The following is a 24,943-nucleotide window of genomic DNA, read 5'->3' as shown; positions in this document are numbered from 1 at the left end:
CGAGAGGATCGCCGCCATGCCCGAGCAGACCCATGCCCATTTCGACGTCGTCATCGTCGGCGCCGGCTTGTCCGGGATCGGCGCCGCCTATTATCTGAAGACGCGCTGCCCCGACCGAAGCTTCGCGATTCTGGAGAGCAGGGACGCGATCGGCGGCACCTGGGACCTGTTTCGCTACCCCGGCATCCGATCCGACTCGGACATGCATACGCTTGGCTATGCGTTCAAGCCGTGGACCGCGGCGAAGGCGATCGCCGATGGCCCTTCGATCCGCGAGTATGTTCGCGAGACGGCGTGCGAGAATGATCTCGAGCGGCATATCCAGTTCGGCATCCGCGTCCTGCGCGCCGAATGGTCGAGCGAGGACGCCGCGTGGACGCTGCATGCGACGAAGGACGGCGTGCCGGTCACCTTTACCTGCAATTTCCTGTCATTGTGCAGCGGCTATTATAACTACGCGCAGGGCTATTCGCCCGAATTTGCCGGCGCGGCGGACTTCGCGGGCGCGATCGTCCACCCGCAGCACTGGCCCGAAGCACTCGATTACTCTGGCAAGCGCGTCGTCGTGATCGGCAGCGGCGCGACGGCGGTGACGCTCGTACCGGAAATGGCGAAGGCCGCGGCGCATGTGACGATGCTGCAGCGCTCGCCGACCTATGTCGTGTCACGCCCGGCGCAGGACCCGATCGCGAACTGGCTGCGTGCGAAGCTGCCCGCGAAGACCGCATACCGGCTGACGCGGTGGAAGAATGTCGGTTTCGGGATGTTCTTCTATCGTCTCGCGCGCAGGAAGCCTGCCCGCGTGAAGGACCGGATCATCGGCATGGTGCGCGAGCATCTGGGGCCGGATTACGACGTCGCGACCCATTTCACCCCGCGCTACAACCCGTGGGATCAGCGACTGTGCCTGGTGCCGGACGCGGACCTGTTCGACGCGATCCGGGCGGGCGGCGCCTCGGTCGTCACCGACACGATCGACCGGTTCGTGCCGGAGGGGATCAGGCTGGCTTCGGGCGAAACCCTGCCCGCGGACATCATCGTGACGGCGACGGGACTCGACATGCAGCTGGCGGGCGGCATGACGTTCGCGGTGGACGGCGTGGCAATCGATCTCGCGCAGACGCTGCAATATAAGGGCATGATGCTGTCGAACGTGCCCAATCTGGCGCTGACGTTCGGTTACACCAACGCGTCCTGGACGCTGAAGGCGGACCTGACCGCGCAATATGTCTGCCGGTTGCTCAACGTGATGAAGAAGCGCGGGCTGCGCCAGGCAACGCCGCGCCTGCGGCCGGGCGAGGTCGAGGCCGAACCGTTTCTCAGCTTCTCCTCGGGCTACGTCCAGCGCGCACTTGCGCATCTGCCGAAGCAGGGGGTTCGCAAGCCGTGGCGGCTCAACCAGAATTACGCGCTCGACGTCATGGCGCTGCGGCTGGGGTCGATCGACGACAGCATGGAATTCTCGAACCCCGATCCCGAGCGGCGACGCAAGGCGGCATAATCCGCGCGGTCGTGCTGGTCGCGCAGCCGATCAATCTTTGGAAAAGCTGCGTCGGCGAACCTCAGGCTGCGATTCCAGTCGCGCGTGCGCTGCATCGATCTGTGCCGATTCGGGACCGAAGCCGGAAGCGACATCAACCCATATGAAAAGCGGCCGATGTCCGGTGAGACATCGGCCGCAATTACTTCATTGCAGTGACACTGCGATCATCAAGCCCTTGAATCAGGCCGACTCCCGCCACTCGTCACGCAAATTCGCTTACCAAGGCTTGATTTCGTTGCCATAGACAAGCGCGATGATGAACGCGAGCATTTGCCTTCTCCCTTATGCGGCAGCCCCGAGGGGTTGCGATCGATTGTTAAGGGATTCTTAACCTTTTCTCAATTGTGTTAACCATCACCTGGCGACGGAGCAGGGTGAGCTCCGCGCCATTCGTAAAGGGATCGTCAAGCATTCGGCCGTAGTGCGGTGGCATGAGCTTGCGCGCGCAGGATCCTTCGAGCGAAACGCCAGCCGGTCTGTCGGCGGATGCGGTAGAAGCGCGCGCCGCCGAATTGCGCGATGCGGGGTGGCGTTTTCATCTGCTCGGCGAGATTGCGAACTTCGATGCCTTGCGGCGCGATCTGGGCGTCGCTGCCGCCGGGTCGATCGCCGCCGAGATGGCAAAGTGCATTTCGCGGGTCGATGAGCGATTGCGGGTCACCGTTGCCGGCCGAAGACTGGTCGAGGTCGATTTCGAGGCCGCGATGGCGCGCGACGTTGATGCGATGCTGGCGGAGATTTATCAGGTCTGCGACGAGACGATCCTGGTCGGCGATCGTCCGGCGCAGGTCGATATGGTCTTCGGCACGGCGAGCGCGCCCGCTGTGACCGCCGATGACACGCGGCTGGCGGAAGAGGCCGAGATCGCGCTGTTCGACCTGCATGTCGCGGAGCGGGCGGGGCCGCCCGAACTGCGCAGCCAGAGCGCCCGCGAAACGCGCCGCCTTGCTGCCGAGCTGTCCACCGCGCTCAGCGAAGATCAGCTCGTGCTGCACTATCAGCCCAAGGTGCATGTGCGGCGACAGGAAATCACCAGTATCGAGGCGCTGGTCAGGTGGCGGCACCCGGAACGCGGGCTCGTCTATCCGGGCGACTTCATCGGGGTGGCGGAAAAAGCGAACCTCATCGGCGCGCTGACGCTGTGGACGCTGCGCCAGGCGATAACCGACCAGCGCCGCCTCGTCGCGATCGGGCATCCGCTCCGGGTCTTCGTCAACATCTCCGGTCAACTGGTGAGCGACCCGGTATTCGTGCAGGAAGTCTGTGCGCTTGTCGAAGGATCGGGCGCGCTTCTGGGGTTCGAGATCACCGAGACGTCGGTCATCCGCGATCCCTCCAGCGCGATCACCCATTTGCAGGCGTTTGCCGATATCGGTGTGACGATCGCGATCGACGACTATGGCGCCGGATTGTCGTCGCTTGCCTATATGAAGCAATTGCCGGCGCGCGAGCTCAAGATCGACAAGCTGTTCGTGACTCAGCTGACCAGCTCCAATCGCGATCCGCTGATCGTGCGTTCGACGATCGACCTTGCCCATGCGCTCGAGATGGAGGTCGTGGCCGAAGGTGTGGAAACGCACGCGGCGCTGGCGCTGCTGACGGTCATGGGCTGCGACATGGTGCAGGGATTTCTCATCTCCCGCCCGATCGGCTTTGACGCGCTCGTGACGTTTCTGGATGAGGAGAAGTATCGCGATACGTCGCGGGAAACGCGCGACACCTATCGGCGTCTGGCAACCTCTTGGAAGCGGGCCTGAGAGTGCGAGCGGTCGTTGGGCTGGCAGCGGGATTCCTGCTGATGCTGTGTTCCAGCAGGGGCATGGCGGAGGACGCATCGACACGCTTTGAAAGGGCGATCGCTGACGCCCGGGCTACGATGCAGGTCGATCCCGCTCGCGCGGTTGGCAAAGCGCAAATCGCTGGCCGCATCGCGGATACGCTGCCGCCAGATGATGACCGCTACATCAAACACGCCACGGCAGAATGGCTTGAGGGCGAAGCGCAACTTCGACTTAATGCAGTCGATCTAGCGCGTCCCCACATCGAAGCGGCTTGGCGCATCGCCAAACAGAGGGCCCCACAGACGCAGCTGGCCGGCGACGTGCTGCTATCGCTAGGCTGGATAAATACCGCAAACGGGTCCGTTGCTACCGCCCTCGCAAACTACCAGTCCGCGCATGCGATTTATCTGAAACTTGGCGATCTGCGTAGTCGGGCCAAGGCGCTCATCCAGATCGCTTCACTATATGCCGGTGCCAACGATCATGCGAATGCGCTTAAATATTTCGGGCAGGCGATCGACGTGTACAAGGCCGATCCCGGCCTGTCGGTCGCGATCTATAACGGCCGGGGCAATGCGCTGAAGGAGCTCGGTCGTTATACGGCCGCCGCGCAGGACTTCCGGTCTGCGACCGAACTCGCCGAGGCGATGCATAGTCCCTTGTTGGCTGCGACGGTTCTGAACAATGCCGCGCGGGTGTCGCTGCTTGCCGGAGATGTTGGCGGTGCAGACCGCGCAATCGCAAAGGCATTTGCGATCACATCGCAACCAGCCGCTTCGGCATTCCGGAGCCAGCTTTTTCCTGTCGCCGCGCAGGCGGCGCTCCAGCACCGCGATTACGCACGCGCTGCGGGCCTGCTTCAGCGGGTCTTCGCGGGGGTTGATCTCAAAACGACGACGCTCGCCGACCGCGAGGCGCACCGCACCGCCTACGAAACCTACCGCGCGCTGGGGAATGATTCGCTTGCGCTCGCGCATCTCGCGGCGTGGAAGCGGCTCGACGACGACGCGACCGAGATCGCGCGCTCGAACAGTGCGGCACTGATGGGGGCGCGCTTCGATTTCGCGAACCAGGAAGTCAAGATCGCGAAGCTCGCCGCCGAGGACGCACGGCGTACGGCACAGTTCGAGCGAGCGCGTGCCCGCACGCAGCGCATCGTCTTCGGCGGCGCCGCGGTCGCGGTCGCGATCGTCATCGCGCTGCTCGCCTTCGCGCTCGCCGCGATCCGCCGCAGCCGCAACGAGGTCCGCGCCGCCAATATCGATCTCGAATTCAGCAACGTCGCGCTTGGCAAGGCCCTGTCCGCCAAGACGGAGTTCCTCGCGACGACGAGCCACGAAATCCGCACCCCGCTGAACGGCATTCTCGGCATGACGCAGGTGATGCTGCGCGACGAGCGTGTCGGCGGCGACGTGCGCGACCGGGTGAAGATCGTCCACGCCGCCGGCGTGACCATGAAGGCGCTTGTCGACGACATCCTGGACGTCGCCAAGATGGAGACGGGCAATCTGACGGTCGAGGCGATCCCCGTCGATCTGTGCCACACGCTGACCGAAACATCGCGCATCTGGGAAGAACAGGCGCGCGCGCGCGGTCTGTCCTTCGCGCTGGAACTGTCCGACTGCCCGGCGATGATTCTGGGCGATCCGGGGCGTTTGCGGCAGATCGTGTTCAACCTGTTGTCCAATGCGGTGAAATTCACGCCGGCCGGGCGCGTGACGCTTGGCGCGCGAAAGGTCGGCGAGGGTCGCTATCAGGTCGTCGTGTCCGATACCGGGATCGGCATCGCCGCGGACCAGCACGAAGCGATCTTCGAGGCGTTCCGTCAAGCCGATGCCGGCACGACCCGGCAGTTCGGCGGGACCGGGCTGGGGCTTGCGATCTGCCGCAAGATCGCGACCGCGATGGGCGGAACGGTGAGCGTCGCGAGCGTGCCGGGCGAAGGCGCGACGTTCACGGTCGATCTGCCGCTGCTTTTGGCGGACGACGCCCGGGCGGAGGATCGTTCGTCCAAGGCAGCCTTCCTCGTCGTCGATCGCAACCCGATCACTGGCGCCATGTTGCGGACGCTCCTCACGGCGCGCGCGGCGGACGTGACCATCGTGCGATCGCTGACCGAGGCGGCGCGCCATCTTGCCGATCACGCGGGATTGGGTGTATTGGTCGATGAAGCCACCTTGCGGGCCGAAGCACAGCCTGACGCTGCGCTGGCCCACCTGGTCGCCGCTGCGAAAGCGCGCGGTGTCGCCGTGTCGCTGCTCTGGCCCGCCGAGGATCCGATGGTCGATATGCTGCGTGCGACAGGGGTAGACCGGATCATCGGAAAGCCGGTTGCGCGCGACGCACTCCTTTCGTCGCTATTTCCCGCCGATGGTGTTGCAGACTCCGCGATTGTATCGCAGGCGGCATGACATGATGATTTCCTACAAGGGACCGGGTTTGCGCCCGGGACCCGGAAAGCGGCCAGGTTGAACATTCTCTTCATTGAGGACGACCGCATGAACCGCCGCGTGGTGCGCGACATGCTGGACGTGGCCGGGGCGACGATGACCGAGGCGGAGAGCGCCGAGGAAGGCCTGCAACTCATCGATACGCAGGATTTCGACATGATCCTGGTCGACCTGCGCATGCCCGGCATGGATGGTATCACCGCGATCGGCCACATCCGCGCGCGCGAGGACGAGAAGGCGAAGCTGCCGATCATCGTGGTGACGGCCGACGCCGCAGTCGACCTGCGTGACCGCTGTATCGAAGCGGGCGCGGACGACGTGATCTTCAAGCCTGTCGCGATGGACGCGCTGTTCGACGCGATGGGGCGCCTGCTCGCCCGCGATTCGGACGGGATGCTTTACTGATCGCCTGACCGCACGCCGCCGGGACCGAGCGCGTGGACGAGCGAGGTGACGCCGCTGCCGCGTTTCGCGGGCTTGGGTTGATCGGGAGAGGGCGACCAGCCGGTCAGGAACAGCAGCGTGAACCGCTCTGCCACGCGCCCGTCGGGATCGGCGGCGGACTGAAAGGCTTCGGCAAGCCGTCCCGCGCGCTCGCGCGTGAACGGCCGGCGACCGGGCAGCAAATTGCCCCCCGCCATGCCGCGCAGGTCTTTGACGAGACGACCGACGTGCGGATAGCGAACGTCGAGCGTCTCGCTGTCCGCCACGGGAAGCGCAAAGCCCGCGCGGCTGAGCAGATCGCCGGCGGCGCGCACATCGACCTGGGGATGGAGGTGAGGCGCGGGCTCGTCCGCATCCGCCGACCTGAGCGCGGCGCGCAGCGTCGGCAGGGACGGCGCACCGAGGAAGGCGGCGAGGAACAATCCGTCCGGCCGCAGCATCCGCCGCGCGAGGAGCAGTGCGCCGGGCAGGTCGTTGACGGTATCGAGCACGCCGGCCGATACGATCAGGTCGAAACTGGCATCGGCGAACGGAGGCCTGTCCTCGTCCGCCTGCACCGCGCCGGCACTGCGCGCAAAGGCAAAGCCGGGGTCGAGCCGCGCCACGCGCGCGCCGTCGGGGGCAGGGACGCTGCCGTCGAAGCAGCCGAGATCGAGCATATCGACGAATGCGCGCTTCACCGAGGCGAGGCGATCGACGAGCCCTTCGATCATCGCGGCGCGCAGGAAATCGTGGTCGGCAAACGAGGGGGCCGCCCGGTCGCGGGAACGCCTGCGGGCGTTCCGGTCGAAGATCTCGGCGTCGGTCATTCGGGGGCTTGTGGGGATGCCCGCGGCGGACGACAAGCCTGCATGGGCGGGGCGGGTCACATATTGCGGGGCGTGGCGCGGGTCGCGGCGATGGCGCTCCCGCCGCGGTGTCCGGGTTGCGGGCTGGTCGTCGATGCCGATCACCGCTTTTGCGCGCGGTGCTGGGGCGGCCTGCGTTTCCTGGGCGATCCCGCCTGCGCGGCGTGCCGGTTGCCGTTCGATCATCACTGTGGCGCGCGCGCGCAGTGCGCGGCCTGCATCGCCAGCCCCCCGCGCCATTCCGGCATCTTCGCGGCGGTCGCCTATGGCCCGACCGCGCGCGATATCGTGCTGCGCCTGAAATATGGCGGACGGGGTGCGCTTGCGGAGACAATCGGGCGACTCGTCGCGCGGCAGGTGCCCGGGCATGTCGAGCTTCTGGTGCCGGTGCCGCTCCATCGTCGCCGGCTGTGGAGCCGGGGGTTCAACCAGGCGAGCCTGATTGCGCACGCCGTATCGCGGTGCAGCGTCGTGCCGCACGATCCGTTCGCGCTGCGGCGGACGCGGGCGACGCCGCCGCTGCGCGGCCTCGGTCGCCGCGAGCGCGCGAAGATGGTCGGCAGCGCGTTCGACGTCCCCGCGCCTGCACGGAAGCGTATCGCGGGAAGGAGCATCGCGCTCGTTGACGACGTCTATACCAGCGGGGCGACCACGGATGCCTGCACCCGCGCCCTGCTGCGCGCAGGCGCCGCGCGCGTCACGATCCTGTGCTGGGCGCGGGTGATCGAGAGCGATGACGACATGGCGGGCGATGACCCGCTTTCGGCGCATTCATTGACAAGTCAGGTCGCGCACCACAGGTGAACCCCATGGCGAACGTCGAAATCTACACCAAGGCCTTTTGCCCCTATTGCGCGCGCGCGATGCGCCTGCTCGACGCCAAGGGCGTGACGCCGACCGAATATGACATCACGCTTGGCGGGCCAAAGCGCGGGGAGATGGTCCAGCGCGCAAACGGCCGCACCACGGTGCCGCAGGTCTTTATCGACGGGCGCCATATCGGCGGCTCCGACGATCTCGCAGCGCTCGATCGCGAGGGCGGTCTCGACCCGCTTCTGCAATGATCGTGTTCGACCTGCGCTGCACCCGCGGCGACGTGTTCGAGGCCTGGTTTGCCTCGAGCGCGGCGTATGAGGAGCAGCGCGGTCGTGGCCTGCTGCGATGCCCGATCTGCGACGACGATCAGATCGAAAAGGCGGTGATGGCGCCGCAGGTTGCTGCAAAGGGCAACCGCGCCCCAGCGCCGCCGCCGCCCGATGCCGCGAAGGCGATGCTGAAAGCGCTGGCAGCTGCACAGACCGAAGCGCTGCGCAACTCCCGCTGGGTCGGCGCGACCTTCGCCGACGAGGCGCGCGCCATGCATGGCGGGGAGAAGCCGAAGGAGGTGATCCACGGCCAGGCGACCGTTGCTGAGGCGAAGGCGCTGCTGGACGAAGGCGTGAGCGTCGCGCCGCTTCCGCTGCCGGTCGTGCCGCCCGAGGCGACGAACTGACGCTTTTTCATTCGCCCGCTTTTTTCGCCGTCGATAGGATGGCGCTGCGAAAAGGGAGGATCGAATGCGTCTTTCAGCGACCAATGCGATCGGTGCCTATGCCGCGGTGATGACGCTCGCGGTGCTCTGGCTTCTGCTCGGTGCAACGGCTCCGTCCGATGCGCGCCGTTTTCGTGAGATCGACGTCGAGCGCATCAACATCCGCGAACCGGACGGGACGCTGCGTCTCGCCATTTCGAACCACGCACGCATCCCGGGCATCATCGTTGCGGGCCGGGAATATCCGCATCCCGGGCGATCCGAGGCCGGGATGATCTTCTACAATGACGAGGGCACCGAGAATGGCGGCCTGGTCTTCGACGGCGGACTGAAGAATGGCCGGCCGACCAACGGTGGCAGCCTGACCTTCGATCGCTGGCGGCAGGACCAGACCATCCAGATGTCGAGCGACGAGAATGGCGCCGATCGTCAGGCGTCGCTGCGGATCAACGACCGGCCCGATCTGCCACTCGACCTCGCGCACGCGCAAGCCCTGCGCGCGATGCCGGACGGGCCGGCCAAGACCGCGGCTTACAAGGCAGCGGGGTTCGAGGTTGCGCAGCGTGTGTATCTGGGTCGATCACCCGACCGGTCGTCGCAGCTGGTGCTGCGCGATGCGCAGGGGCGCGGGCGGCTGGTCCTGCGGGTCGAGCCGGACGGCGCGGCGAAGATCGAGTTTCGCGATGCGGCCGGCAAGCCGACGCGCACGTTCGCCGCGAATTGAGCGATGCGGGGCAAACGGCGACCGATTGACCGGTCCGGGCCGCGCCATTACCGGTTTCCCGCGTGCCCCCGTAGCTCAGTCGGATAGAGCGACGGTTTCCTAAACCGCAGGCCGGAGGTTCGAATCCTCTCGGGGGCACCAACGACCATCCGGCCGCGGCGCCCCCGAGAAGCGGCAGGTCACGCCTTGACGTGCGCCGAGATGTGCTTGTTCATTTCGAACATCGAGCAGCGATCCTTGCCGAAGACCTTCTTCAGCTTCTCGTCTGCCACGATCTCGCGCTTGTTCTCCGGGTTCTGGAGATTGTGGGCCTTGATATAGTCCCACACCTTGCTGATCACCTGGCTGCGCGGCAGCTTGTCATTGCCGACGATCGCGCCGAGCTCGGGGCTCGGCTGGACGGGGGCGTGAATGCCGCCGGTCTTGGTGGTCGTAGCCATCGCATTCCTTCCTGTTGTTCGACCGGGCCTTGATCTGCCGGCCGTTTGGAATCACGCCTTCTTGAGCGCAGCACGCTTGTGCGCTGCCTTTCCGCCGTTGTCACTCCTTACGATATATTGCGGATCGTCCTTCGTCGCAGAAACCTTGTGGCTTTTGATGCGGGTAGGCGACGTCTGCTTCTTCTCGACGGTGCCATGGGCGGTCCCGCCGTGCGATTTCCACGTGACCTTGTCGCCCTTCTTCAGATCGGCCATCGCGTGTCTCCTGTCCGGTTGACGACATCAATCGATGGACGCGGAGATTGGTTGCACGATGGAAAAGTTAAGCGAAAGCAAGGCATTCGGCGGCATTCAGGGCGTCTATCGGCATGATTCCGAGGAGACGGGGACGCCGATGAGGTTCTCCGTCTTCGTCCCGGAGCACGCGGTGGGCGAGCGGTTGCCGGTGCTGTGGTATCTGTCGGGGCTGACCTGCACCCACGCCAACGTCACCGACAAGGGCGAATATCGCCGCGCGTGCGCCGAACGGCGCGTGATTTTCGTCGCGCCGGACACGAGCCCGCGCGGGGAGGGCGTGCCGGACGACGAATCATGGGATTTCGGGCAGGGCGCGGGCTTCTATGTCGATGCGACGCAGGCACCGTGGGCGGAAAACTTCCGGATGCGCAGTTACATCGAGCGCGAGCTGCCGGCGCTGGTTGCCGAGCATTTTCCCGTCGATACGGCGCGGCAGGGTATCACCGGGCATTCGATGGGCGGTCACGGCGCACTGACGATCGCGCTGCGCGATCCGGCGCGGTTTCGCAGCGTCTCCGCGTTCGCGCCGATCGTGTCGCCGCAGACCTGCCCGTGGGGAGAGAAGGCGCTCGGCGGCTATCTGGGGCCGGACCGTGCGGCGTGGCGCGCCTACGACGCGTGCGCGCTGATCGAGGATGGCGCGCGCGTCGACGCGCTGCGCGTCGATCAGGGGGACGCCGATGGCTTTCTGACCGAGCAGTTGAAGCCCGAGTTGCTGTGCGAGGCGTGCGCGCAGGCGGGCATCGACCTGACGCTCAGGATGCAACCGGGTTACGATCACAGCTATGCCTTCATCTCGACGTTCATGGCGGATCACATCGCCTGGCACGCCGCGCGCCTGCACGGCTGACAAGCGAAAGGGCCACCGGCTGCTGCCGGAGGCCCCTCGTCGCTCCCCCTCGCGATGATCGGGTCTAGAATTTGAACCCTGCCGCGACGCCGTAGCGGCGCGGTTCGATGGTGAAGATGTTGGTGAACAGCCCCGACGACTGGTCGGTCACATACTGGCCGGTGATGGCGTCGTTCTGGGTGAGGTTCGACACGAAGCCGCGCAGGTAGAACCGGTCATCCGGCGCGTTGAGCTGAATCTGCGCGTTGACGACTTCGTAGCCGGGAATGCGATCGATGGCGGTGCCGAAGATCGAGCCATAGCTGTTGCCGGTATAGTTGAGGTCTGCGCGCGGGACGAGCGTCCATCCGCTGCCGCCGACGTCGATCGTATACTGCGCGCCGACGGCAAACTTGTAGGTGGGCGCCTGGGGCAGCTTGTTACCCTGGACATCAACGGCAACGCCGTCCGTCAGCACGGTGATGGCGTTGGGCGCAAGGACCGGCGCAAGGCCCTGCAGGGCCGAGCAGACGCTAAAGGCGCCGGTTGTGCCGTTCATGCCGGGAATGGCGACGGGGCCGCGCAGACCGGCGCCAGCCTGCAGGCCGTTTGCAGCCAGCGCGCCGGCGTTGATCGCGTTGTTGGCACCGGTGACGAACGCGTTCGCGACGGCCGAACTGCCGGCATTGCTGACCACCGCGCAATTGGACCCGTTGGTGATGTCCTTGATGATGACCGCATCGCTGCGACCGCCCGAGGGATCACGCGGGTTCACGAGCAGCTTGCTGTTCGAAACCTTGCTGTGGAGGTAGCTGAAGTTCGCGTTGACGACGAACGCCGGCACCGGGGAGATGATCGCTTCCGCCTCGACGCCGTAGATGTCGGCATCGACGTTGTCGTTCACGCTGGTGCGCGCGACGATGCGGCTCAGTTGCAGCGATTTGTATTTGTAATAGAAGCCGGTGAGGTTGAGGCGAAGCGTCCCGTTGCCGAAGGTGTTCTTCGATCCGATTTCGAAGGCATCGACCTTTTCCGGGCCGAACGTCTGCGGGACGTTGAACGCCGGCGGCAATGGCGGGTTGATGCCACCCGACTTGTAGCCGCGCGAATAGGACGCGTAGAGGAGATTGTCGGGGGTGATCTTGTAGTCGATGACCGCACGACCGGTCAGGCGATCAAACTTCACAGACCGATCTGCGTAATCCTGGACGCCGGGCGTCGTCGGATCGAAATCGACCGCGTTGTAATTGAGTCCGTCAGTGAGCGAGTCGGAACCGATCGGGGTCAGGACGTTGAGCGTCAGGTTCCGTGCGCGCACGAACTTGCGATCGTTGTTGTAGCGCAGGCCCAAAGTCAGCTTCAGTTTGTCCGACATCTCGAAATAGGTTTCGCCGAAAATGCCGTAGCTTTTCAGGCGGAAGGTGTCGCTGTCGTTGCGATAGAAGGGCGTGCCGAGAAAGGCGTTGCCGTTCACGCCGGGGATCGCCGCGGACGATGCCGAGCCGAGGATACCCGACGCGTAATCGAGCCCGAACGCGTTCACGAAGTAATCGTTGTTCCGCGATTTCGAGTCGAAATAGATGCCGCCGAGCAGAAAATTGAACATCCCGTCGAACGAGCTGTCGATATGCGCTTCGGCCGAATAGTTGCGGGTCACGATCCGGGAGCGGTCGAAATCGAGGCTTTGCCCGAAGCAGCCAACCGAATTGCCGCCATAGACACCGACATTGTTGGGATCGGCCGCCGACTGGCAGACGCTACCGGTTCCGTTGGGGATCAGCGTCTGGCGGATCGGCTGGAGGAAGGCGTAGGGCGATCCTGTGCGCGCGACGGCGTTTAGGAAGTTGAGGCCCGGATTGGCGGCGAGAGACTGTTCGACCGCGAGATTGTAGTCGCTAACACTATCCACGGCCGACCGCATATAGCCGCCGGTGAAGTTGAACGACACCGGTCCGAAGTCGTGGAAGATCTTGGCCGTATATTGCTCTTCCTCGGCGAAATAGGTCGGCGGGACGTCGATATTGACGGTGCGCACGTCACGAGGGTTGACCACACCGGCATAGGTATCGGTGCCGTAGAGGCTCTGCAGCGCGAATGGCCGCAATACGCCGCCCGCACCCTGCGTGGAAAAGAATTCCGACGAGGTGAGAACGGCTGCGAGCGTCGAGTTGCCGTTCGGCGTCTCATAGGCCAGCCGGTCGGGCAGACAGCCGAGTACGCCGGTCGGATCGCGGTGGCACAGCTGCTTCTGGATGCGGCTGCGATTGTCGTTTTCGTGGAAATAATAGCCGATCAGGTCGATGCGTGTGTCGGCATTTGGCTCCCACGACAAAGTCCCGCGCACCGAATACAGATCGCGATCATCATAGCGATTGCCGTCGTAGAGATTGTACATGTAGCCATCGCGTTTCAAATAGGTTCCGGCAACGCGGATGCCGAGTGTGTCGGTGAAGGGTAGGTTGAACATCCCTTTCACGCGCTTCGAATCGTAGTTGCCGTATTCGAACTCGCCCGCGGCGTGGACGCCCGAGAGATCCGGCTTGGCCGTGATGAAATTGACCACGCCCGACGTCGCGTTGCGCCCGAAGAGCGTGCCTTGCGGTCCGCGCAGCACTTCAACGCGCTCAAGATCGAAAAACTCGCTTTCGAATAGGCGGGTGCCGAGCAGCGGCATGTCGTTGACGTGAATCGCGGTCGCGCTGTCGCACGTCACGCCGACGCACAGGTCGCCGATGCCGCGGATGGTGAAGCTGGAGGAGGTGAAGTTCGTCTTGGTGAACGTCACGTTCGGCAGCGTCTGCTGCAGCGCCGTCGGGTTGACGATCTGCTGCTTTTCGAGATTTTCGGCGGTGAAGGCGCTGACCGCGATCGGCACGTCCTGCAGGCGCTGCGACTGGCGCTGTGCGGTGATGACGATGTCGCCGATCCCGCCCTCCTGCGCCTGCGCGTCCTGGGTGCTCTGTTCCTGCCCGGGGCCGTTGGTGGGGGCGGTGTTCTGCGCGGTTGTCGTGGCCGCGGTCTGCGCGTAGGCCGGAACCGAAACGATCAAGGCGACGGCAGACGCGGCAAGCAGCTCGAACTTCTTCATCGGTATCCCCTCCGGAACCGTCCCCGCTCTTGTGGCGGATCACGGCGTTTGATTGTTCGGTATGGTGATGCTGCGACCGGAAGTTTCAAGCGTCAAATGAAATTGTATAGGAAAACTGCGGGTTTCGGCACATGTGGCCGAAATGAAACAGTTGCAAAGTCGAACTTACGTTGTGCTCGCGCGCGCATGCCGTAACGTCAAATGCCGCAAGCGGCAGGAAGGATTCGTGAAATGACGGCTGGCGATTCCCCGGACGACGGCGATCTGGTCGGCACCGATCACAAGATCACGGTGCCCGACGACGTCGCGGAGGCGGTGCGGACGCTGATTCGCTGGGCCGGCGACGATCCCACGCGCGAGGGACTGATCGATACGCCGAAGCGGGTCGCGCGGGCGTGGAAGGAATATTGCGCGGGCTACACCGACGATCCGCGCCAGCATCTCTCGCGCGTGTTCGAGGAGGTTGGCGGCTATGACGAGATCGTGCTGCTGCGGGATATCCCGTTCCAGTCGCACTGCGAGCATCACATGGCGCCGATCATCGGCAAGGCGCACATTGCCTATCTGCCGTCCGACTGGGTCGTCGGCATCTCGAAGCTGGCGCGCGTGCTCCACGCCTATGCGCGGCGGCTGCAGGTGCAGGAGCGGCTGACCGCCGAAGTCGCGAACTGCATCTGGGAGGGGCTGAAGCCGCACGGCGTCGCGGTCGTGATCGAGGCGAGCCATGCGTGCATGACCGCGCGCGGGGTGCGCACGCCGGGCGTGGCGATGGTGACGAGCCGGATGATGGGCGTGTTCCGCGACGACGAGCGCAGCCGCAAGGAAGTGCTGGCGCTCATGGGCTGCTGATGCACCTTCGAACCGTTCTGGTTACGGGCGGTGCCAAGCGGCTGGGCGCCGAGATCGCGCGCGCGCTCGCGGCGGCGGGGCACGGCGTCGTCATCCATTACGGGCGCTCGTCCGAGGCGGCGGAGGCGCTGGCGAGGGAAATCGGGGCGCTTGGTGCGGTGCGCGCGGATCTGGCGAACGGGGGCGAGGTCGACGCGTTGATCGCGCGGGCCGGGCAGGTTGCGGGGCGACCGATCGACGGGCTGGTCAACAGCGCGTCGGAATTCACCTTCGATGCGCCGCCCGATCCCGATCCGGTGCTGCTGGAGCGGCTGTATGCGGTCAATTGCGTGGCGCCGGTGCGGCTCGCGTGCGCGCTCGCGCGTCAGGACGGGATCGGCAGCGGCAGTGTCGTCAACCTGCTCGATCAGAAACTCGCCAATCCCAATCCCGACTTCTTTTCCTATAGCCTCGCCAAGTTCGCGCTCGCTGGCGCGACGACGATGCTGGCTCAGGCGCTCGGTCCCCGCGTCGCGGTGAATGCGGTCGCGCCGGGGATTACGCTGCCGAGCGGGGGGCAAAGCGAGAGTGAGTTCCACGCGGTTGCGGCGGGTAACCTGCTGCGACGGCCCGTCGATCCGCAGGATGTGGCACGAGCGGTGGCTTATCTGATCGGGGCGTGGGGCGTTCGCGGCCAGACGCTGTATGTCGATTGCGGCCAGCGTTTCGTTCCCTCGGCGCGCGACGTGATGTTCGAGGATGCCGATGGCTGAGTTCACGACGCTGATCGAGGATATGGAGTTGCGGCTCCATCTCGGCATCCACCCGCACGAAGCTGCGCCACAACGCGTGCTTGTGTCGGTGTGGATGACGGCGGCGCTCGTCGATCCGATCGCCGACGAGATCGAGGCTGCGGTCGATTATGACCGGGTGGTCGATGCGATCCGCGCACTGGCCCGCGGCGAGGGGTTCGCGCTGCAGGAATCGCTGTGCGAGGCGATTGCCGCAATCGCGTTCGCCGACGTGCGTGTCACCCGCGTCCGGGTGCGCACGACGAAGCCGGACATCTTCGCCGATGCGCGGGTCGGCTGCGAGATCGAGCGCTCGCGCTAACCGGTGCGGTTCGCAGCGCTCAGCACCGCGCGCACGCTCGCCGTCGCGATATCGGTGTCGAGCCCGACGCCGAAGACGGTGCGGCCGTCAGCCGTGCGGCATTCGACATAGGCCGCGGCCTGCGCATCGGCGCCGTGGCCGATCGCGTGCTCGCTGTAATCGACCACGTCGAGCGATGGGCCGGTTTCGCCGAGTGCGTCGATGACGCCCGAGATCAGGCCGTTGCCGCGGCCTGCGATCGACCGCTCGACCCCATCGACCGAAACGTGCCCGACGAACAGGCGCTGCCCCGCGGTACCGCTTTCCTCATAATCGCGCAGGACGAAGCGAGCGTCGGCGCGCGGCAGGTAGGTTGCCTCGAAGCGGCCCCAGATATCGTCGGCGTTGAGTTCGCGGCTGGTTTCGTCCGCAAGCGCCTGGACGTGGCGGCTGAAATCCGCCTGCAGACGCTTGGGCAGTTTCAGGCCCCTGTCCTGCTCGATCACCCAGGCGACGCCGCCCTTGCCCGACTGCGAGTTGACCCGGATGACCGCCTCGTAGCTGCGGCCGAGATCGGCGGGGTCGATCGGGAGATAGGGGACTTCCCAGAAATCGTCGTTGCGCGCCTCCTGCGCCGCGAACCCCTTCTTGATCGCGTCCTGGTGGCTGCCGGAAAAGGCGGTGAAGACGAGATCGCCCGCATAGGGCGTGCGCGGATGGACGGCGATCTGGTTGCAGTAGGTGACGGTCTGCACGATTTCGTCGATGTCCGAGAAGTCGAGGCCCGGCGCGACGCCCTGCGTGTAGAGATTGAGCGCGACCGTCACGAGATCGCAATTGCCCGTCCGCTCGCCATTGCCGAGCAGGCAGCCCTCGACCCGGTCGGCGCCGGCCATCAGCCCGAGTTCGGCCGCCGCGACCCCGGTGCCGCGGTCGTTATGCGGGTGGAGCGAGATGACCGCCGTGTCGCGGTTCGGCAGGTGGCGGATGAACCATTCGATCTGGTCGGCATAGATGTTGGGGGTCGCCGCCTCGACGGTGGCGGGCAGGTTGAGGATGATCGGGCGATCGGCGGTCGGGCGCAGCACGTCCATGACCGCGGCGCAGACCTCGACCGAAAAATCGAGCTCGGCGGTGGAGAAGGTTTCGGGCGAATATTCGAAATGCCATTCGGTGCCGGGCTGCTTCGCCGCTTCGTCGCGCAGGACCTTGGCGCCCTCGACCGCGATCCGCTTCACCTCGGCGCGGTCCATGTTGAAGACGATCCGTCGCCACGCCGGGCTGACCGCATTGTAGAGGTGGACGATCGCGCGTTTCGCACCGACAAGGCTTTGGAAGCTCGTCTCGATGAGATCGCGTCGCGCCTGAGTGAGGACCTGGACGATCACGTCATCCGGGATGCGGCCCGAACGGACGAGGCCGGCAATGAAGTCGAACTCGGTCGCGCCTGCGCTGGGGAAGCCTACCTCGATCTCCTTCAGCCCCACCTTGACGAGCAGATCGAAGAACCGCGTCTTCTTCTCGGCATCCATCGGATCGATGAGCGCCTGGTTGCCGTCGCGAAGATCGGTCGACAGCCAGCGCGGCGCCCTGGTGATCGTGCGGCCCGGCCACGCGCGATCGGGCAGGTCGACTTGCGGGAAAGGGCGGTATTTGGTCGAAGGGTCGCGCAGCATGGTCAAGCGTATCCGCGAATTGGGGACGATGACGTCCGGGATCGGGTGGCGTCGAGAACAGCCCTCAGGGGCGCGTGCCGGTTCGATGCACCCCTAAGGGCGAATAAGTCGAAGGGCGAGCCGCTGCTGCATGGCGCCTTGTGTGCCGACAAATGGTGTCCGCGTCCAGCCTCCTGTAAAATTGACCCTTTCGTAAGCCCTTGCGCGGCAAAAGCGGTGTTGGGGGGCAACGGGAGATCGAATCCAGATGCGACAGTTGCTTTATATCAGCTCTAGCCATCCGCGCGGAGCCGCAGCTGACATCGCCGCAATTCTCGGCCAGTCGCAGCGCAACAATTGCGCCGCCGGCGTGACCGGCCTTCTCTGGACCGACGGCGTGCGCTTCCTCCAGGTGCTGGAAGGCGAGGCCGACGCGGTCGCGGCGACATATGCGCGCATCGCCGCCGATCCGCGCCATACAGCGATCGTCGTGTTGGCCGACCGCACCGTGGCCGCACGCGAATTCGGCGACTGGTCGATGGCGCGGCGCGGACCCGGCGATACGGCCGACGGCTTCGACGCGAGGATGCAGGCGGCACTGGGAGCTGCATCGCCGGCTGTGCGTGGCACCTTCATGGGGCTGATCGCCGCGCGCCGGGCAGCCTGAACGACTGCCCGGCGCTGCCGCTCATTTCTGGAACGCGGCGGCGATATCGAGCTGGACCGCGTCGGAAACCACCGGGACGGCGAAGCCCAGCCCGAAATCGGACCGGTTGATCGTGCCCTTGGCCGAGAAGCCGACATTCTCCTTGCCGCCCATCATCGCGGGCGCCTTGCCGGCGCCGTAGAATTTGGCGTCGAGCGTGACGGGCCTGGTCACGCCGTTCAGCGTGAGGTTGCCGGTGATCTTCGCGGTCTGGCCACTGACGACCACCTTCGTCGACACGAAGGTCGCGTCGGCGGGGTTGGCGCCGAAGAAATCGGGTTTGCCGCCATCTTTGCCGGGGCGGAGCAGATGCTGGCTGAGTGCGCCGGCGGTCGTCACCTTGGACACCGGGATCGTCATGCTGACCTTGGCGGCGCTCAGGTTTTTCGGATCGAGTGTCAGCGTCCCGTTCACATCGCCGAAGATGCCGGTGTAGGGCGAAAAGCCCATGTGATTGAGGGTCCAGATGACCTGGGTATGGTTGGGATCGGCGGTGTAGGTGCCGCCGGTGACCGCGGCGGGGTTGTTCGATCCGGGCGGCGCGGACGGCATCTGCGCGACGGTGCCAGCGGAGGCGAGCGCGAGGGCGGCGGCGAGAATTAGGCGCATGGATGATCTCCCTGTTCGTTCGGGGCAATCAACCACGCGCCCGCATCATCGGCAAGCGGGGAACCGGGAAACGAAGAGGTTCCCGATCGGACGCGCTCAGTTCTTGTCCTTGTCCACCAGCTTGTTCGCGCTGATCCACGGCATCATCGCGCGCAGCTCGCTGCCGATCTTCTCGATCGGATGCGCGGCGGCAGCCTTGCGCGCGGCCTTGAGTTCAGGCTGGCCGGCGCGGTTGTCGAGGACGAAGTTCTTCACGAACCGGCCGGACTGGATGTCGGCGAGGACGCGCTTCATCTCGCGCTTAGTCTCATCGGTGATGATCCGCGGGCCCGTTGTGATGTCGCCATATTCCGCGGTGTTCGAGATCGAATAGCGCATGTTCGCGATGCCGCCTTCATAGAGCAGGTCGACGATGAGCTTGGTTTCGTGGAGGCATTCGAAATAGGCCATCTCCGGCGCATAGCCTGCCTCGACCAGCGTTTCGAACCCGGCCTGGATCAGGTGGGTGATGCCCCCGCAGAGCACCGCCTGTTCGCCGAACAGATCGGTCTCGCACTCTTCCTTGAAGTTCGTCTCGATGATCCCCGAGCGGCCGCCGCCGACGCCGCTGGCATAGGCGAGCGCGATGTCGTGCGCGTTGCCGCTCGCGTCCTGCTGGATCGCGATGAGGCAGGGGACGCCGCCGCCACGGACATATTCGCTGCGCACGGTGTGGCCGGGGCCTTTCGGCGCGATCATGATGACGTCGATATCGGCGGGCGCCTCGATCAGCCCGAAATGGACGTTGAGGCCGTGCGCGAAGGCGATCGCGCTGCCGGGCTTCATGCGGCCCTTCAGATCGTTCTCCCAGATCGCGGCCTGATGCTCGTCGGGGGCGAGGATCATGATGAGATCGGCCCACTCGGCGGCTTCGCGGTTCGAGAGCACCTTGAAGCCCGCGTCGGTCGCCTTCTTGGCGGTGGCGGAGCCTTCACGCAGCGCGACTGCGACGTCCTTCACGCCCGAATCGCGCAGGTTCTGGGCATGGGCGTGGCCCTGCGACCCGTAGCCGATGATGGCGATCTTCTTGCCAGTGATGAGGTTCAGATCGGCGTCGCGATCGTAGTAGACACGCATGGTATTCCCCTAAATGTACCCCCGCGAAGGCGGGGGTCCAGACTAGGCTCCCGCCTGCGCGGGAGCACAAAGCGATTACGCCGCCTCTTTGCCTCTGGCGATGGCGACGATGCCGGTGCGGGCGACCTCGATCAGGCCGACTTCGCCCATCAGTTCGACGAACTTGTCGATCTTCTCGATGCCACCGGTCACCTCGAACACGAAGCTGCTCGTCGTCGCATCGACGACGCGAGCGCGATAGACATCGGCCAGGCGGAGCGCCTCGATCCGGTGATCGCCGGTGCCCTTCACCTTCACCAGCGCGAGCTCGCGTTCGACATGCGCCCCCTCTGCGGTGAGGTCGGTGACCTTGTGGACGGGCACCAGCCGGTCGAGCTGTGCCACGATCTGTTCGAGGACGTGCGGGCTTGCGGAGGTCACGATCGTGATCCGGCTGACCGATTTGTCCGCGGTGATCTCGCTCACCGTCAGGCTTTCGATATTGTATCCGCGTGCGGTGAACAGCCCCGCGATCCGCGCGAGGATGCCGGGTTCGTTATCGACGATGACAGCAAGCGTGTGCCGCTCGGCGGACTCTTCTCGTATGTGCATCTCTACGTTCCTCCCCTCCCTGGAAGGGAGGGGCTGGGGGTGGGTGGGTATCATGGGCACCGGCAGCGCTTGCCACGGGCCTACCCACCCCCGACCCAGCGACAAACCATCGAACATCGACGCTTGCAGCACCGCAAGCGCGCCGCCTAACATCAACCCCCAGACGAGGCCCGCACTCCACTAATTTACGCCGCGAGATGCGCCAAATGATCTGACGACGGACAGTCGCAAGATACCTTGTTGCCAATGTCGGACAAGAGGCACTACCACTAAAAAGCTGAACGTAAGAGAAAATTGGGGAGCGAAAAATGTTTAAACTCACTACGGTTGGCTTCGTCTTTTTGCTAATAAGCGGGGGGTCGCAACCTGCCCACGCCCAAACAGGTTCCGCAATGGTTGACGTCGAATCCACCGCTCGACGGTTGCGGATTGCCCCTAGTGAAGCTCTAGGTCGAGCAAAGACCTACAAGTTTGCCGCCTCGATCCGAAAGCAATTCAAACGAGACGTCAATTTTGGCGGAATTTATATAACGGAAAGCCAATCGGGAACTACCATAAACTTAAATTATAGAGGTAAAGACGCAGTATCTCTTAGTAAAAGACTGGGAAAACCGACCGGTGAACTCACAGTGCATCAAGTCGCCTTTTCACTTGCCGACTTACATTATGCCAAGAAGACTATACTGCAAGTCTTTAAATCCCGGCATATTGCCGGAGCCGCATACATTGATCTAAGGCAAAATCTGGTAGTTGCTCAAACGCGGAATGTTGCGCCGATTCAACAACTTGTAGACTCTGGGGGAATGAGCAAGTTGGTTAAGCTCGAGGGCGTCGCGAGCTTTCCTCGTCCCGTTATAGAGTTACATGGGGGCGGGGCATGGTCATCTTCGTTGGGATCGTGCACCACGGCTTTCGGTGTCCAAGGCCAAGGTACTACTGGGATTAGCTCCGCGGGTCATTGCGCAGCGGATTACGGCGTGACCGTCCAAGTGGACGGTAGCGATCAATATGTGCAGACTCGTGCCTTTGAGGCTGAATTTGATGCCTCCTGGGCCAGTGGCCCGTCGACAACGGCGACAAATCAGTTTTTATATAATGGTTCAAACCTAAGAACTGTCACGTCGGTTGCTAGCAGTGAGGACCAGGTGGTAGGCTCTCCCGTATGCAAGTTCGGAAGAGCCACGGGGTATTTTTGTTCAACCATATCGAGCAACGACTACGAGGCTGTTGATGCTGCCGGAAATCAAGTGGGACCGCTTGTAAAGGTCGAGGAAGCAAACGTTAAATTGGCACAATGTGGAGATAGCGGAGGACCGGTGTTCTATTCCAATAAAGCCTTCGGAATTATATCGCGTGGGGACTCGGATGGAGTTGCGTGTGGCGGCGGAAGCATCATGTTATACATGCCAATCGACAAGATTGGAATTATTGGAGTCTCTGTACTAACCGAATGAGTCCCCTGCGACATGGTAGCTGGCTCTACTGCTTAATTATCCCACCTTTATCAGCGATCCAGACCTTCCCGCGGCAAGGCACGGGAATGTCTTTGCCGGCGATATTTGATAGCGTTCGGTTATCGAATCCAGTCCCACGCAGCTCTAGCTGCGTCCCAGGCAATATTTGTTTTCCGCTGGGCAGGAGGGCAAAGAACTTACCTTGTCTATTGCTTACCGTTACATCAGCTGGCCAGACTATAAGCCAGTTTCCCAATGCGGACTTGAGGGAAACGCAGCCTTCTTTTGAGACTTTTAGAACGCCTCGAACATGCATCATGGCAGATAGCGCTTTTGTCTTGTCGATACTTTGATAAATTATAGGTGGTGATTGGCCTGTGTGGTCCATTGCTTTAGCCGATGTCGCACCGGATGATGAGCACGCCGAAGTTATGGACACGAATGCGAGGCCAACGATCAACGTAGGAATCGAGTAGTTTCTCATACATAATCCCTATGAACTGCTAGGCGACTTCCAGCGCGTCATAGTGCGGAAGATTGGTTGATGATATCTATGCGAAAGGCGCAATTAAGCCATTAACGTAAATCGCAGCCTCGTATGCGCGGTAGCGCACCTTTTGCCCAATGGCACGTTGGCGGGTAAATCGGCTTGGCGCTGGCTGCTGGTCATTCTTTGTCGAGTATGGCCGCCATAAGGTATGACCTTCGTTCTATCTAATAAGCGCAGCGAATTGGGGCGACGCGACGGCCTTTCCAATTACGTCCTGCACCGCCGGCACAAAGGCCTGTGCGACGTTATCGCACGCCGCCGTCGCTGCCATTCCCGCACGGAATTTATAGGTGTTCGATACGGTCATCGATGCCCCGTTTGTGGATCGCAGCGCCAACGTCATCGACCAATGCCCATCACCCAGACCCGAACTGGAATCGATGTCGATTAGCTGACCCGTTATCGTCACCCTAGCTGGTGATGGGGCATAGGAACCCGCAACCTTCAATTCGTCAGTCAGTGCCTTCCGAATGAACTGCGCATGCGTAAGGTCGTCCTGTAGCCGCATGCGACCGATGCCACGGCACTTTACGTCGTCCTTTGCGGGTTCCCCAAATTCACCGACGTAGATACCAGTGGCGTTTAGGTTGCGAAGCGCAAGGACGTTATCGGTTCCTACGCTGTAGCGCGGCGTTACCGGTGTTGCGCAAGCCGATAAGGCAAGCGCACTCGTGACGACAATCATCGTCCGCATATCAATTCCCCTTCTTGATTTGTGATTTATTCCGCCGCCGCCATGACGGTCCCTAGGTGTCCATCACGCTCTTCGATGATACCCATGATCAGCGCTTGGTAATGAGCAGCCTTCGCAACTGCTTCATCACTATTGAAGCCGTTGACGCTATCGAGCAGCGCGACCTCGACCAGGGGTGTTTTCCGATCGGCAATTCGTATAATCAGCCTGACCGACGTAATCTTCCGCTCTTCCACCGATTTCGATTTTAGGTCACTCCCGCCCGATAGCCCCCCAACGAGCAAGCCCGCGGGGCCAAGGGCAAGGCCACCAATTGCAGCCCCAGCTAGCTGCGACCCGCGCTGCGTTTTGATGGTGCCTTTGGTGATGGTAGTATTTTGCCCATCGACCTCGACATTCACGTCGCGGATTTTGGCGAACGGTATTTGCTGCGCAGTGGCAAAATCATCGCCGACTATCAGCGCATCCTTATCCCAGCTTAAGCCAAGGATTTTCGGACCCGGAAGATAGAGGTGGTAGTCGCCGTCACCATATAATGACGGCAATCGTTCGTGCGCCGCCGCTAGGGTCTTTTGATTTTCGGAGACCGTGCTTCCGACAAGGCAGAATGCGATGATCGCTAAAGCGACCGCCACCATCAACATCGTCACGAAAAATCCGAACATATCCGCCCCCTTTCGAATGAGGCGGTCCCGGCGCAAAGCCGGCCGTTGGTAACCCTGCACTCGGTCAAGGCGCTGCCGCCTTTGGGCAGAGCCTTGGACATAGCGACAGCCGACCGGCCGAGAGGCTCGACCGGACCGAATGACAAGGGGTTACCACGCCCCACCACCGCGCTGTAAACGGTGGTTCGGGAACCCTGACGGATAGCTGCCCGACAATCAAGTCAGGTTGGTGCAGGTGTGAGGGTAGGGTGTTTCGGGGCCTAGGCTGGACGCAGACCCGTGTTGACGATGACCTAAAGTTCTAAGACCTCTGACCCCACCCGGACCGAAAAGCAGTAGCAGTCCCTAGGTGGCGCAGTATCGTTTCACAGTTGCTACCGACAATCCGAACTGCGCGGCCGTTACCGCGATGCTGGCACCGTTCTGCTTACGCCATTCTATGACCTCGCGACGGTCGCCAGCCATAGGTCTGCCCAAACTGACCTTCCCGCGATGAGTCCTACCCGTTGCGGACAATGACGCCCTGGCAGCGGCCCTACCAGCGTCGCACCGCTCTTTAATCCTTTGGCGTTCCATATCCGCAATTTGTGCAAGCACCGCCACTATGAGCTCCCCAACCCCCTTACCGATGGGACCTAGGCCGCGCACATCAACCGTCACTCCCTTGTGCAGCAAGGCGCGGATTACACTCTGCACATCGAGGGCATCGCGACCCAAACGGTCGATCGAATAAATGTGAACGGAGTCGCCTTCGCGCACGTAACTCATCAGCGCACTGAAACCAGGACGATCGTGGGCAAGAGTCGCGCCGCTAACGCCCTCGTCGGAAAATTCCCGATCGAACTCACCCTCAAGCGCATTGCGCTGTGCTTCGATCGATTGGTCGCTGGTGGACACGCGGTAATAAGCAATGCGGCTCATGGGGTTCGACTCGCTCAAAAGGTAGGCAGCACTAATAAGCCTAGCTCAAAATGAGTCAATATAGCTTGTGCGCTAATGGTATGCCGG

25 protein-coding genes and 1 tRNA gene are annotated in these 24,943 nt (G+C 63.4%); 15 read left to right on the top strand and 11 right to left on the bottom strand.

The features are described from left to right. Positions 1-16: 16 nt before the first annotated feature. From BOS5A_RS11790 to BOS5A_RS11775, 4 genes are all read left to right on the top strand, one after another. Positions 17-1,501 carry a flavin-containing monooxygenase gene (locus BOS5A_RS11790; RefSeq protein ID WP_151955288.1) on the top strand — a complete coding sequence of 495 codons (1,485 nt, stop codon included), beginning with the start codon at positions 17-19 and terminating at the stop codon, positions 1,499-1,501. 473 nt (positions 1,502-1,974) lie between these two features. Then, a complete protein-coding gene (locus tag BOS5A_RS11785) occupies positions 1,975-3,300 on the top strand; it encodes an EAL domain-containing protein (protein WP_151955287.1) in 1,326 nt (441 codons plus the stop codon). A 344-nt stretch (positions 3,301-3,644) separates the two neighbouring features. Beyond that, complete coding sequence (locus BOS5A_RS11780; RefSeq protein WP_234419317.1) at positions 3,645-5,735, top strand: ATP-binding protein; 2,091 nt, start codon at positions 3,645-3,647, stop codon at positions 5,733-5,735. A 57-nt stretch (positions 5,736-5,792) separates the two neighbouring features. Next, the gene (locus BOS5A_RS11775; RefSeq protein WP_151955286.1) at positions 5,793-6,179 is read left to right on the top strand and encodes a response regulator; all 387 of its coding nucleotides are present in this window, start codon (positions 5,793-5,795) and stop codon (positions 6,177-6,179) included. Here BOS5A_RS11775 and BOS5A_RS11770 read toward each other — a convergent pair. Next, positions 6,173-7,027, bottom strand: a complete 855-nt coding sequence (locus tag BOS5A_RS11770) for a methyltransferase domain-containing protein (RefSeq protein WP_151955285.1) — start codon at positions 7,025-7,027, stop codon at positions 6,173-6,175. The genes BOS5A_RS11775 and BOS5A_RS11770 overlap by 7 nt on opposite strands. Before the next feature lie 42 nt (positions 7,028-7,069). On the opposite strand from BOS5A_RS11770, the gene BOS5A_RS11765 reads away from it, so the two are divergent. The 5 genes from BOS5A_RS11765 to BOS5A_RS11745 all read left to right on the top strand — a co-directional run bounded on the left by BOS5A_RS11765 (position 7,070) and on the right by BOS5A_RS11745 (position 9,462). Beyond that, entirely contained in the window at positions 7,070-7,870 is an 801-nt protein-coding gene (locus BOS5A_RS11765; protein ID WP_151955284.1) for a ComF family protein, read from the top strand. 5 nt (positions 7,871-7,875) lie between these two features. Then, positions 7,876-8,130 carry a glutaredoxin 3 gene (gene grxC / locus BOS5A_RS11760; protein WP_151955283.1) on the top strand — a complete coding sequence of 85 codons (255 nt, stop codon included), beginning with the start codon at positions 7,876-7,878 and terminating at the stop codon, positions 8,128-8,130. Beyond that, entirely contained in the window at positions 8,127-8,558 is a 432-nt protein-coding gene (locus BOS5A_RS11755) for a DUF1178 family protein (RefSeq protein ID WP_151955282.1), read from the top strand. The genes grxC and BOS5A_RS11755 overlap by 4 nt, the downstream gene beginning before the upstream one ends. Before the next feature lie 64 nt (positions 8,559-8,622). Beyond that, entirely contained in the window at positions 8,623-9,321 is a 699-nt protein-coding gene (locus BOS5A_RS11750) for a hypothetical protein (protein WP_151955281.1), read from the top strand. A gap of 64 nt (positions 9,322-9,385) precedes the next feature. Beyond that, a tRNA-Arg gene (locus BOS5A_RS11745) sits at positions 9,386-9,462 on the top strand. Positions 9,463-9,500: 38 nt separating this feature from the next. Here BOS5A_RS11745 and BOS5A_RS11740 read toward each other — a convergent pair. Together BOS5A_RS11740 and BOS5A_RS11735 are read right to left on the bottom strand one after the other, a co-directional pair. Continuing rightward, complete coding sequence (locus BOS5A_RS11740) at positions 9,501-9,761, bottom strand: SWIB/MDM2 domain-containing protein (RefSeq protein WP_151955280.1); 261 nt, start codon at positions 9,759-9,761, stop codon at positions 9,501-9,503. Positions 9,762-9,812: 51 nt separating this feature from the next. Then, the gene (locus BOS5A_RS11735; RefSeq protein WP_151955279.1) at positions 9,813-10,016 is read right to left on the bottom strand and encodes a DUF2945 domain-containing protein; all 204 of its coding nucleotides are present in this window, start codon (positions 10,014-10,016) and stop codon (positions 9,813-9,815) included. Positions 10,017-10,074: 58 nt separating this feature from the next. Between BOS5A_RS11735 and fghA the strand changes: the two genes are divergently transcribed. Beyond that, on the top strand, positions 10,075-10,908 hold the full coding sequence (gene fghA, locus BOS5A_RS11730; RefSeq protein ID WP_151955278.1) for an S-formylglutathione hydrolase: 834 nt from the start codon (positions 10,075-10,077) through the stop codon (positions 10,906-10,908). A 64-nt stretch (positions 10,909-10,972) separates the two neighbouring features. Here the strand turns inward: fghA and BOS5A_RS11725 are convergent, their stop codons facing one another. Beyond that, positions 10,973-13,975, bottom strand: coding sequence for a TonB-dependent receptor (locus BOS5A_RS11725; protein WP_151955277.1), 3,003 nt, complete (start codon positions 13,973-13,975; stop codon positions 10,973-10,975). 231 nt (positions 13,976-14,206) lie between these two features. On the opposite strand from BOS5A_RS11725, the gene folE reads away from it, so the two are divergent. From folE to BOS5A_RS11710, 3 genes are read left to right on the top strand one after another with little or no spacing between them, the layout of a single operon-like run. Further along, positions 14,207-14,824 carry a GTP cyclohydrolase I FolE gene (folE, locus tag BOS5A_RS11720; RefSeq protein ID WP_199857353.1) on the top strand — a complete coding sequence of 206 codons (618 nt, stop codon included), beginning with the start codon at positions 14,207-14,209 and terminating at the stop codon, positions 14,822-14,824. Then, on the top strand, positions 14,824-15,576 hold the full coding sequence (locus BOS5A_RS11715) for an SDR family oxidoreductase (RefSeq protein WP_151955276.1): 753 nt from the start codon (positions 14,824-14,826) through the stop codon (positions 15,574-15,576). The genes folE and BOS5A_RS11715 overlap by 1 nt, the downstream gene beginning before the upstream one ends. Then, positions 15,569-15,916: a dihydroneopterin aldolase gene (locus tag BOS5A_RS11710; protein WP_151955275.1), complete on the top strand. Its 348-nt coding sequence runs from the start codon at positions 15,569-15,571 to the stop codon at positions 15,914-15,916. Before BOS5A_RS11715 ends, BOS5A_RS11710 begins: the two co-directional genes overlap by 8 nt. Here the strand turns inward: BOS5A_RS11710 and leuA are convergent. Further along, positions 15,913-17,571, bottom strand: a complete 1,659-nt coding sequence (gene leuA, locus BOS5A_RS11705; protein WP_151955274.1) for a 2-isopropylmalate synthase — start codon at positions 17,569-17,571, stop codon at positions 15,913-15,915. The genes BOS5A_RS11710 and leuA overlap by 4 nt on opposite strands. Before the next feature lie 247 nt (positions 17,572-17,818). On the opposite strand from leuA, the gene BOS5A_RS11700 reads away from it, so the two are divergent. Beyond that, positions 17,819-18,217, top strand: a complete 399-nt coding sequence (locus tag BOS5A_RS11700) for a BLUF domain-containing protein (RefSeq protein ID WP_151955273.1) — start codon at positions 17,819-17,821, stop codon at positions 18,215-18,217. A gap of 21 nt (positions 18,218-18,238) precedes the next feature. On the opposite strand, the gene BOS5A_RS11695 is transcribed toward BOS5A_RS11700, so the two are convergent. The 3 genes from BOS5A_RS11695 to ilvN form a co-directional block, all read right to left on the bottom strand. Further along, positions 18,239-18,865 carry a YceI family protein gene (locus BOS5A_RS11695; RefSeq protein WP_151955272.1) on the bottom strand — a complete coding sequence of 209 codons (627 nt, stop codon included), beginning with the start codon at positions 18,863-18,865 and terminating at the stop codon, positions 18,239-18,241. A 96-nt stretch (positions 18,866-18,961) separates the two neighbouring features. Then, positions 18,962-19,981 (bottom strand): ketol-acid reductoisomerase, encoded by a 1,020-nt coding sequence (gene ilvC / locus BOS5A_RS11690; RefSeq protein WP_151955271.1) that lies wholly within the window; start codon positions 19,979-19,981, stop codon positions 18,962-18,964. Positions 19,982-20,056: 75 nt separating this feature from the next. Beyond that, the gene (gene ilvN / locus BOS5A_RS11685) at positions 20,057-20,572 is read right to left on the bottom strand and encodes an acetolactate synthase small subunit (RefSeq protein WP_151955270.1); all 516 of its coding nucleotides are present in this window, start codon (positions 20,570-20,572) and stop codon (positions 20,057-20,059) included. A 308-nt stretch (positions 20,573-20,880) separates the two neighbouring features. Here ilvN and BOS5A_RS11680 point away from each other — a divergent pair, with 308 nt between their 5' ends. Continuing rightward, positions 20,881-22,026 carry a S1 family peptidase gene (locus BOS5A_RS11680; protein WP_151955269.1) on the top strand — a complete coding sequence of 382 codons (1,146 nt, stop codon included), beginning with the start codon at positions 20,881-20,883 and terminating at the stop codon, positions 22,024-22,026. 710 nt (positions 22,027-22,736) lie between these two features. On the opposite strand, the gene BOS5A_RS11675 is transcribed toward BOS5A_RS11680, so the two are convergent. From BOS5A_RS11675 to BOS5A_RS11665, 3 genes are all read right to left on the bottom strand, one after another. Further along, entirely contained in the window at positions 22,737-23,270 is a 534-nt protein-coding gene (locus BOS5A_RS11675) for a hypothetical protein (protein ID WP_151955268.1), read from the bottom strand. Between the two features lie 26 nt (positions 23,271-23,296). Beyond that, a complete protein-coding gene (locus BOS5A_RS11670; protein WP_151955267.1) occupies positions 23,297-23,935 on the bottom strand; it encodes a hypothetical protein in 639 nt (212 codons plus the stop codon). Positions 23,936-24,280: 345 nt separating this feature from the next. Then, positions 24,281-24,856, bottom strand: coding sequence for a recombinase family protein (locus BOS5A_RS11665; RefSeq protein ID WP_151955266.1), 576 nt, complete (start codon positions 24,854-24,856; stop codon positions 24,281-24,283). Positions 24,857-24,943 lie beyond the last annotated feature (87 nt).

The organism is Sphingomonas sp. EC-HK361, from assembly GCF_902498785.1.
Lineage (GTDB): Bacteria > Pseudomonadota > Alphaproteobacteria > Sphingomonadales > Sphingomonadaceae > Sphingomonas.
This window is presented reverse-complemented; position numbering and strand designations above follow the sequence as displayed.

Bases quoted from the DNA above. Each gene is read 5' to 3' on its own strand.
- BOS5A_RS11725 (WP_151955277.1), bottom strand. From the start codon at position 13,975: ATGAAGAAGTTCGAGCTGCTTGCCGCGTCTGCCGTCGCCTTGATCGTT.
- BOS5A_RS11750 (WP_151955281.1), top strand. From the start codon at position 8,623: ATGCGTCTTTCAGCGACCAATGCGATCGGTGCCTATGCCGCGGTGATG.
- leuA (WP_151955274.1), bottom strand. From the start codon at position 17,571: ATGCTGCGCGACCCTTCGACCAAATACCGCCCTTTCCCGCAAGTCGAC.
- BOS5A_RS11665 (WP_151955266.1), bottom strand. From the start codon at position 24,856: ATGAGCCGCATTGCTTATTACCGCGTGTCCACCAGCGACCAATCGATC.
- BOS5A_RS11710 (WP_151955275.1), top strand. From the start codon at position 15,569: ATGGCTGAGTTCACGACGCTGATCGAGGATATGGAGTTGCGGCTCCAT.
- ilvN (WP_151955270.1), bottom strand. From the start codon at position 20,572: ATGCACATACGAGAAGAGTCCGCCGAGCGGCACACGCTTGCTGTCATC.
- BOS5A_RS11785 (WP_151955287.1), top strand. From the start codon at position 1,975: ATGAGCTTGCGCGCGCAGGATCCTTCGAGCGAAACGCCAGCCGGTCTG.
- folE (WP_199857353.1), top strand. From the start codon at position 14,207: ATGACGGCTGGCGATTCCCCGGACGACGGCGATCTGGTCGGCACCGAT.
- BOS5A_RS11715 (WP_151955276.1), top strand. From the start codon at position 14,824: ATGCACCTTCGAACCGTTCTGGTTACGGGCGGTGCCAAGCGGCTGGGC.
- fghA (WP_151955278.1), top strand. From the start codon at position 10,075: ATGGAAAAGTTAAGCGAAAGCAAGGCATTCGGCGGCATTCAGGGCGTC.
- BOS5A_RS11755 (WP_151955282.1), top strand. From the start codon at position 8,127: ATGATCGTGTTCGACCTGCGCTGCACCCGCGGCGACGTGTTCGAGGCC.
- BOS5A_RS11790 (WP_151955288.1), top strand. From the start codon at position 17: ATGCCCGAGCAGACCCATGCCCATTTCGACGTCGTCATCGTCGGCGCC.
- BOS5A_RS11695 (WP_151955272.1), bottom strand. From the start codon at position 18,865: ATGCGCCTAATTCTCGCCGCCGCCCTCGCGCTCGCCTCCGCTGGCACC.
- BOS5A_RS11765 (WP_151955284.1), top strand. From the start codon at position 7,070: ATGGGCGGGGCGGGTCACATATTGCGGGGCGTGGCGCGGGTCGCGGCG.
- BOS5A_RS11740 (WP_151955280.1), bottom strand. From the start codon at position 9,761: ATGGCTACGACCACCAAGACCGGCGGCATTCACGCCCCCGTCCAGCCG.
- BOS5A_RS11675 (WP_151955268.1), bottom strand. From the start codon at position 23,270: ATGCGGACGATGATTGTCGTCACGAGTGCGCTTGCCTTATCGGCTTGC.
- BOS5A_RS11670 (WP_151955267.1), bottom strand. From the start codon at position 23,935: ATGTTCGGATTTTTCGTGACGATGTTGATGGTGGCGGTCGCTTTAGCG.
- grxC (WP_151955283.1), top strand. From the start codon at position 7,876: ATGGCGAACGTCGAAATCTACACCAAGGCCTTTTGCCCCTATTGCGCG.
- BOS5A_RS11770 (WP_151955285.1), bottom strand. From the start codon at position 7,027: ATGACCGACGCCGAGATCTTCGACCGGAACGCCCGCAGGCGTTCCCGC.
- BOS5A_RS11735 (WP_151955279.1), bottom strand. From the start codon at position 10,016: ATGGCCGATCTGAAGAAGGGCGACAAGGTCACGTGGAAATCGCACGGC.
- ilvC (WP_151955271.1), bottom strand. From the start codon at position 19,981: ATGCGTGTCTACTACGATCGCGACGCCGATCTGAACCTCATCACTGGC.
- BOS5A_RS11700 (WP_151955273.1), top strand. From the start codon at position 17,819: ATGCGACAGTTGCTTTATATCAGCTCTAGCCATCCGCGCGGAGCCGCA.
- BOS5A_RS11680 (WP_151955269.1), top strand. From the start codon at position 20,881: ATGTTTAAACTCACTACGGTTGGCTTCGTCTTTTTGCTAATAAGCGGG.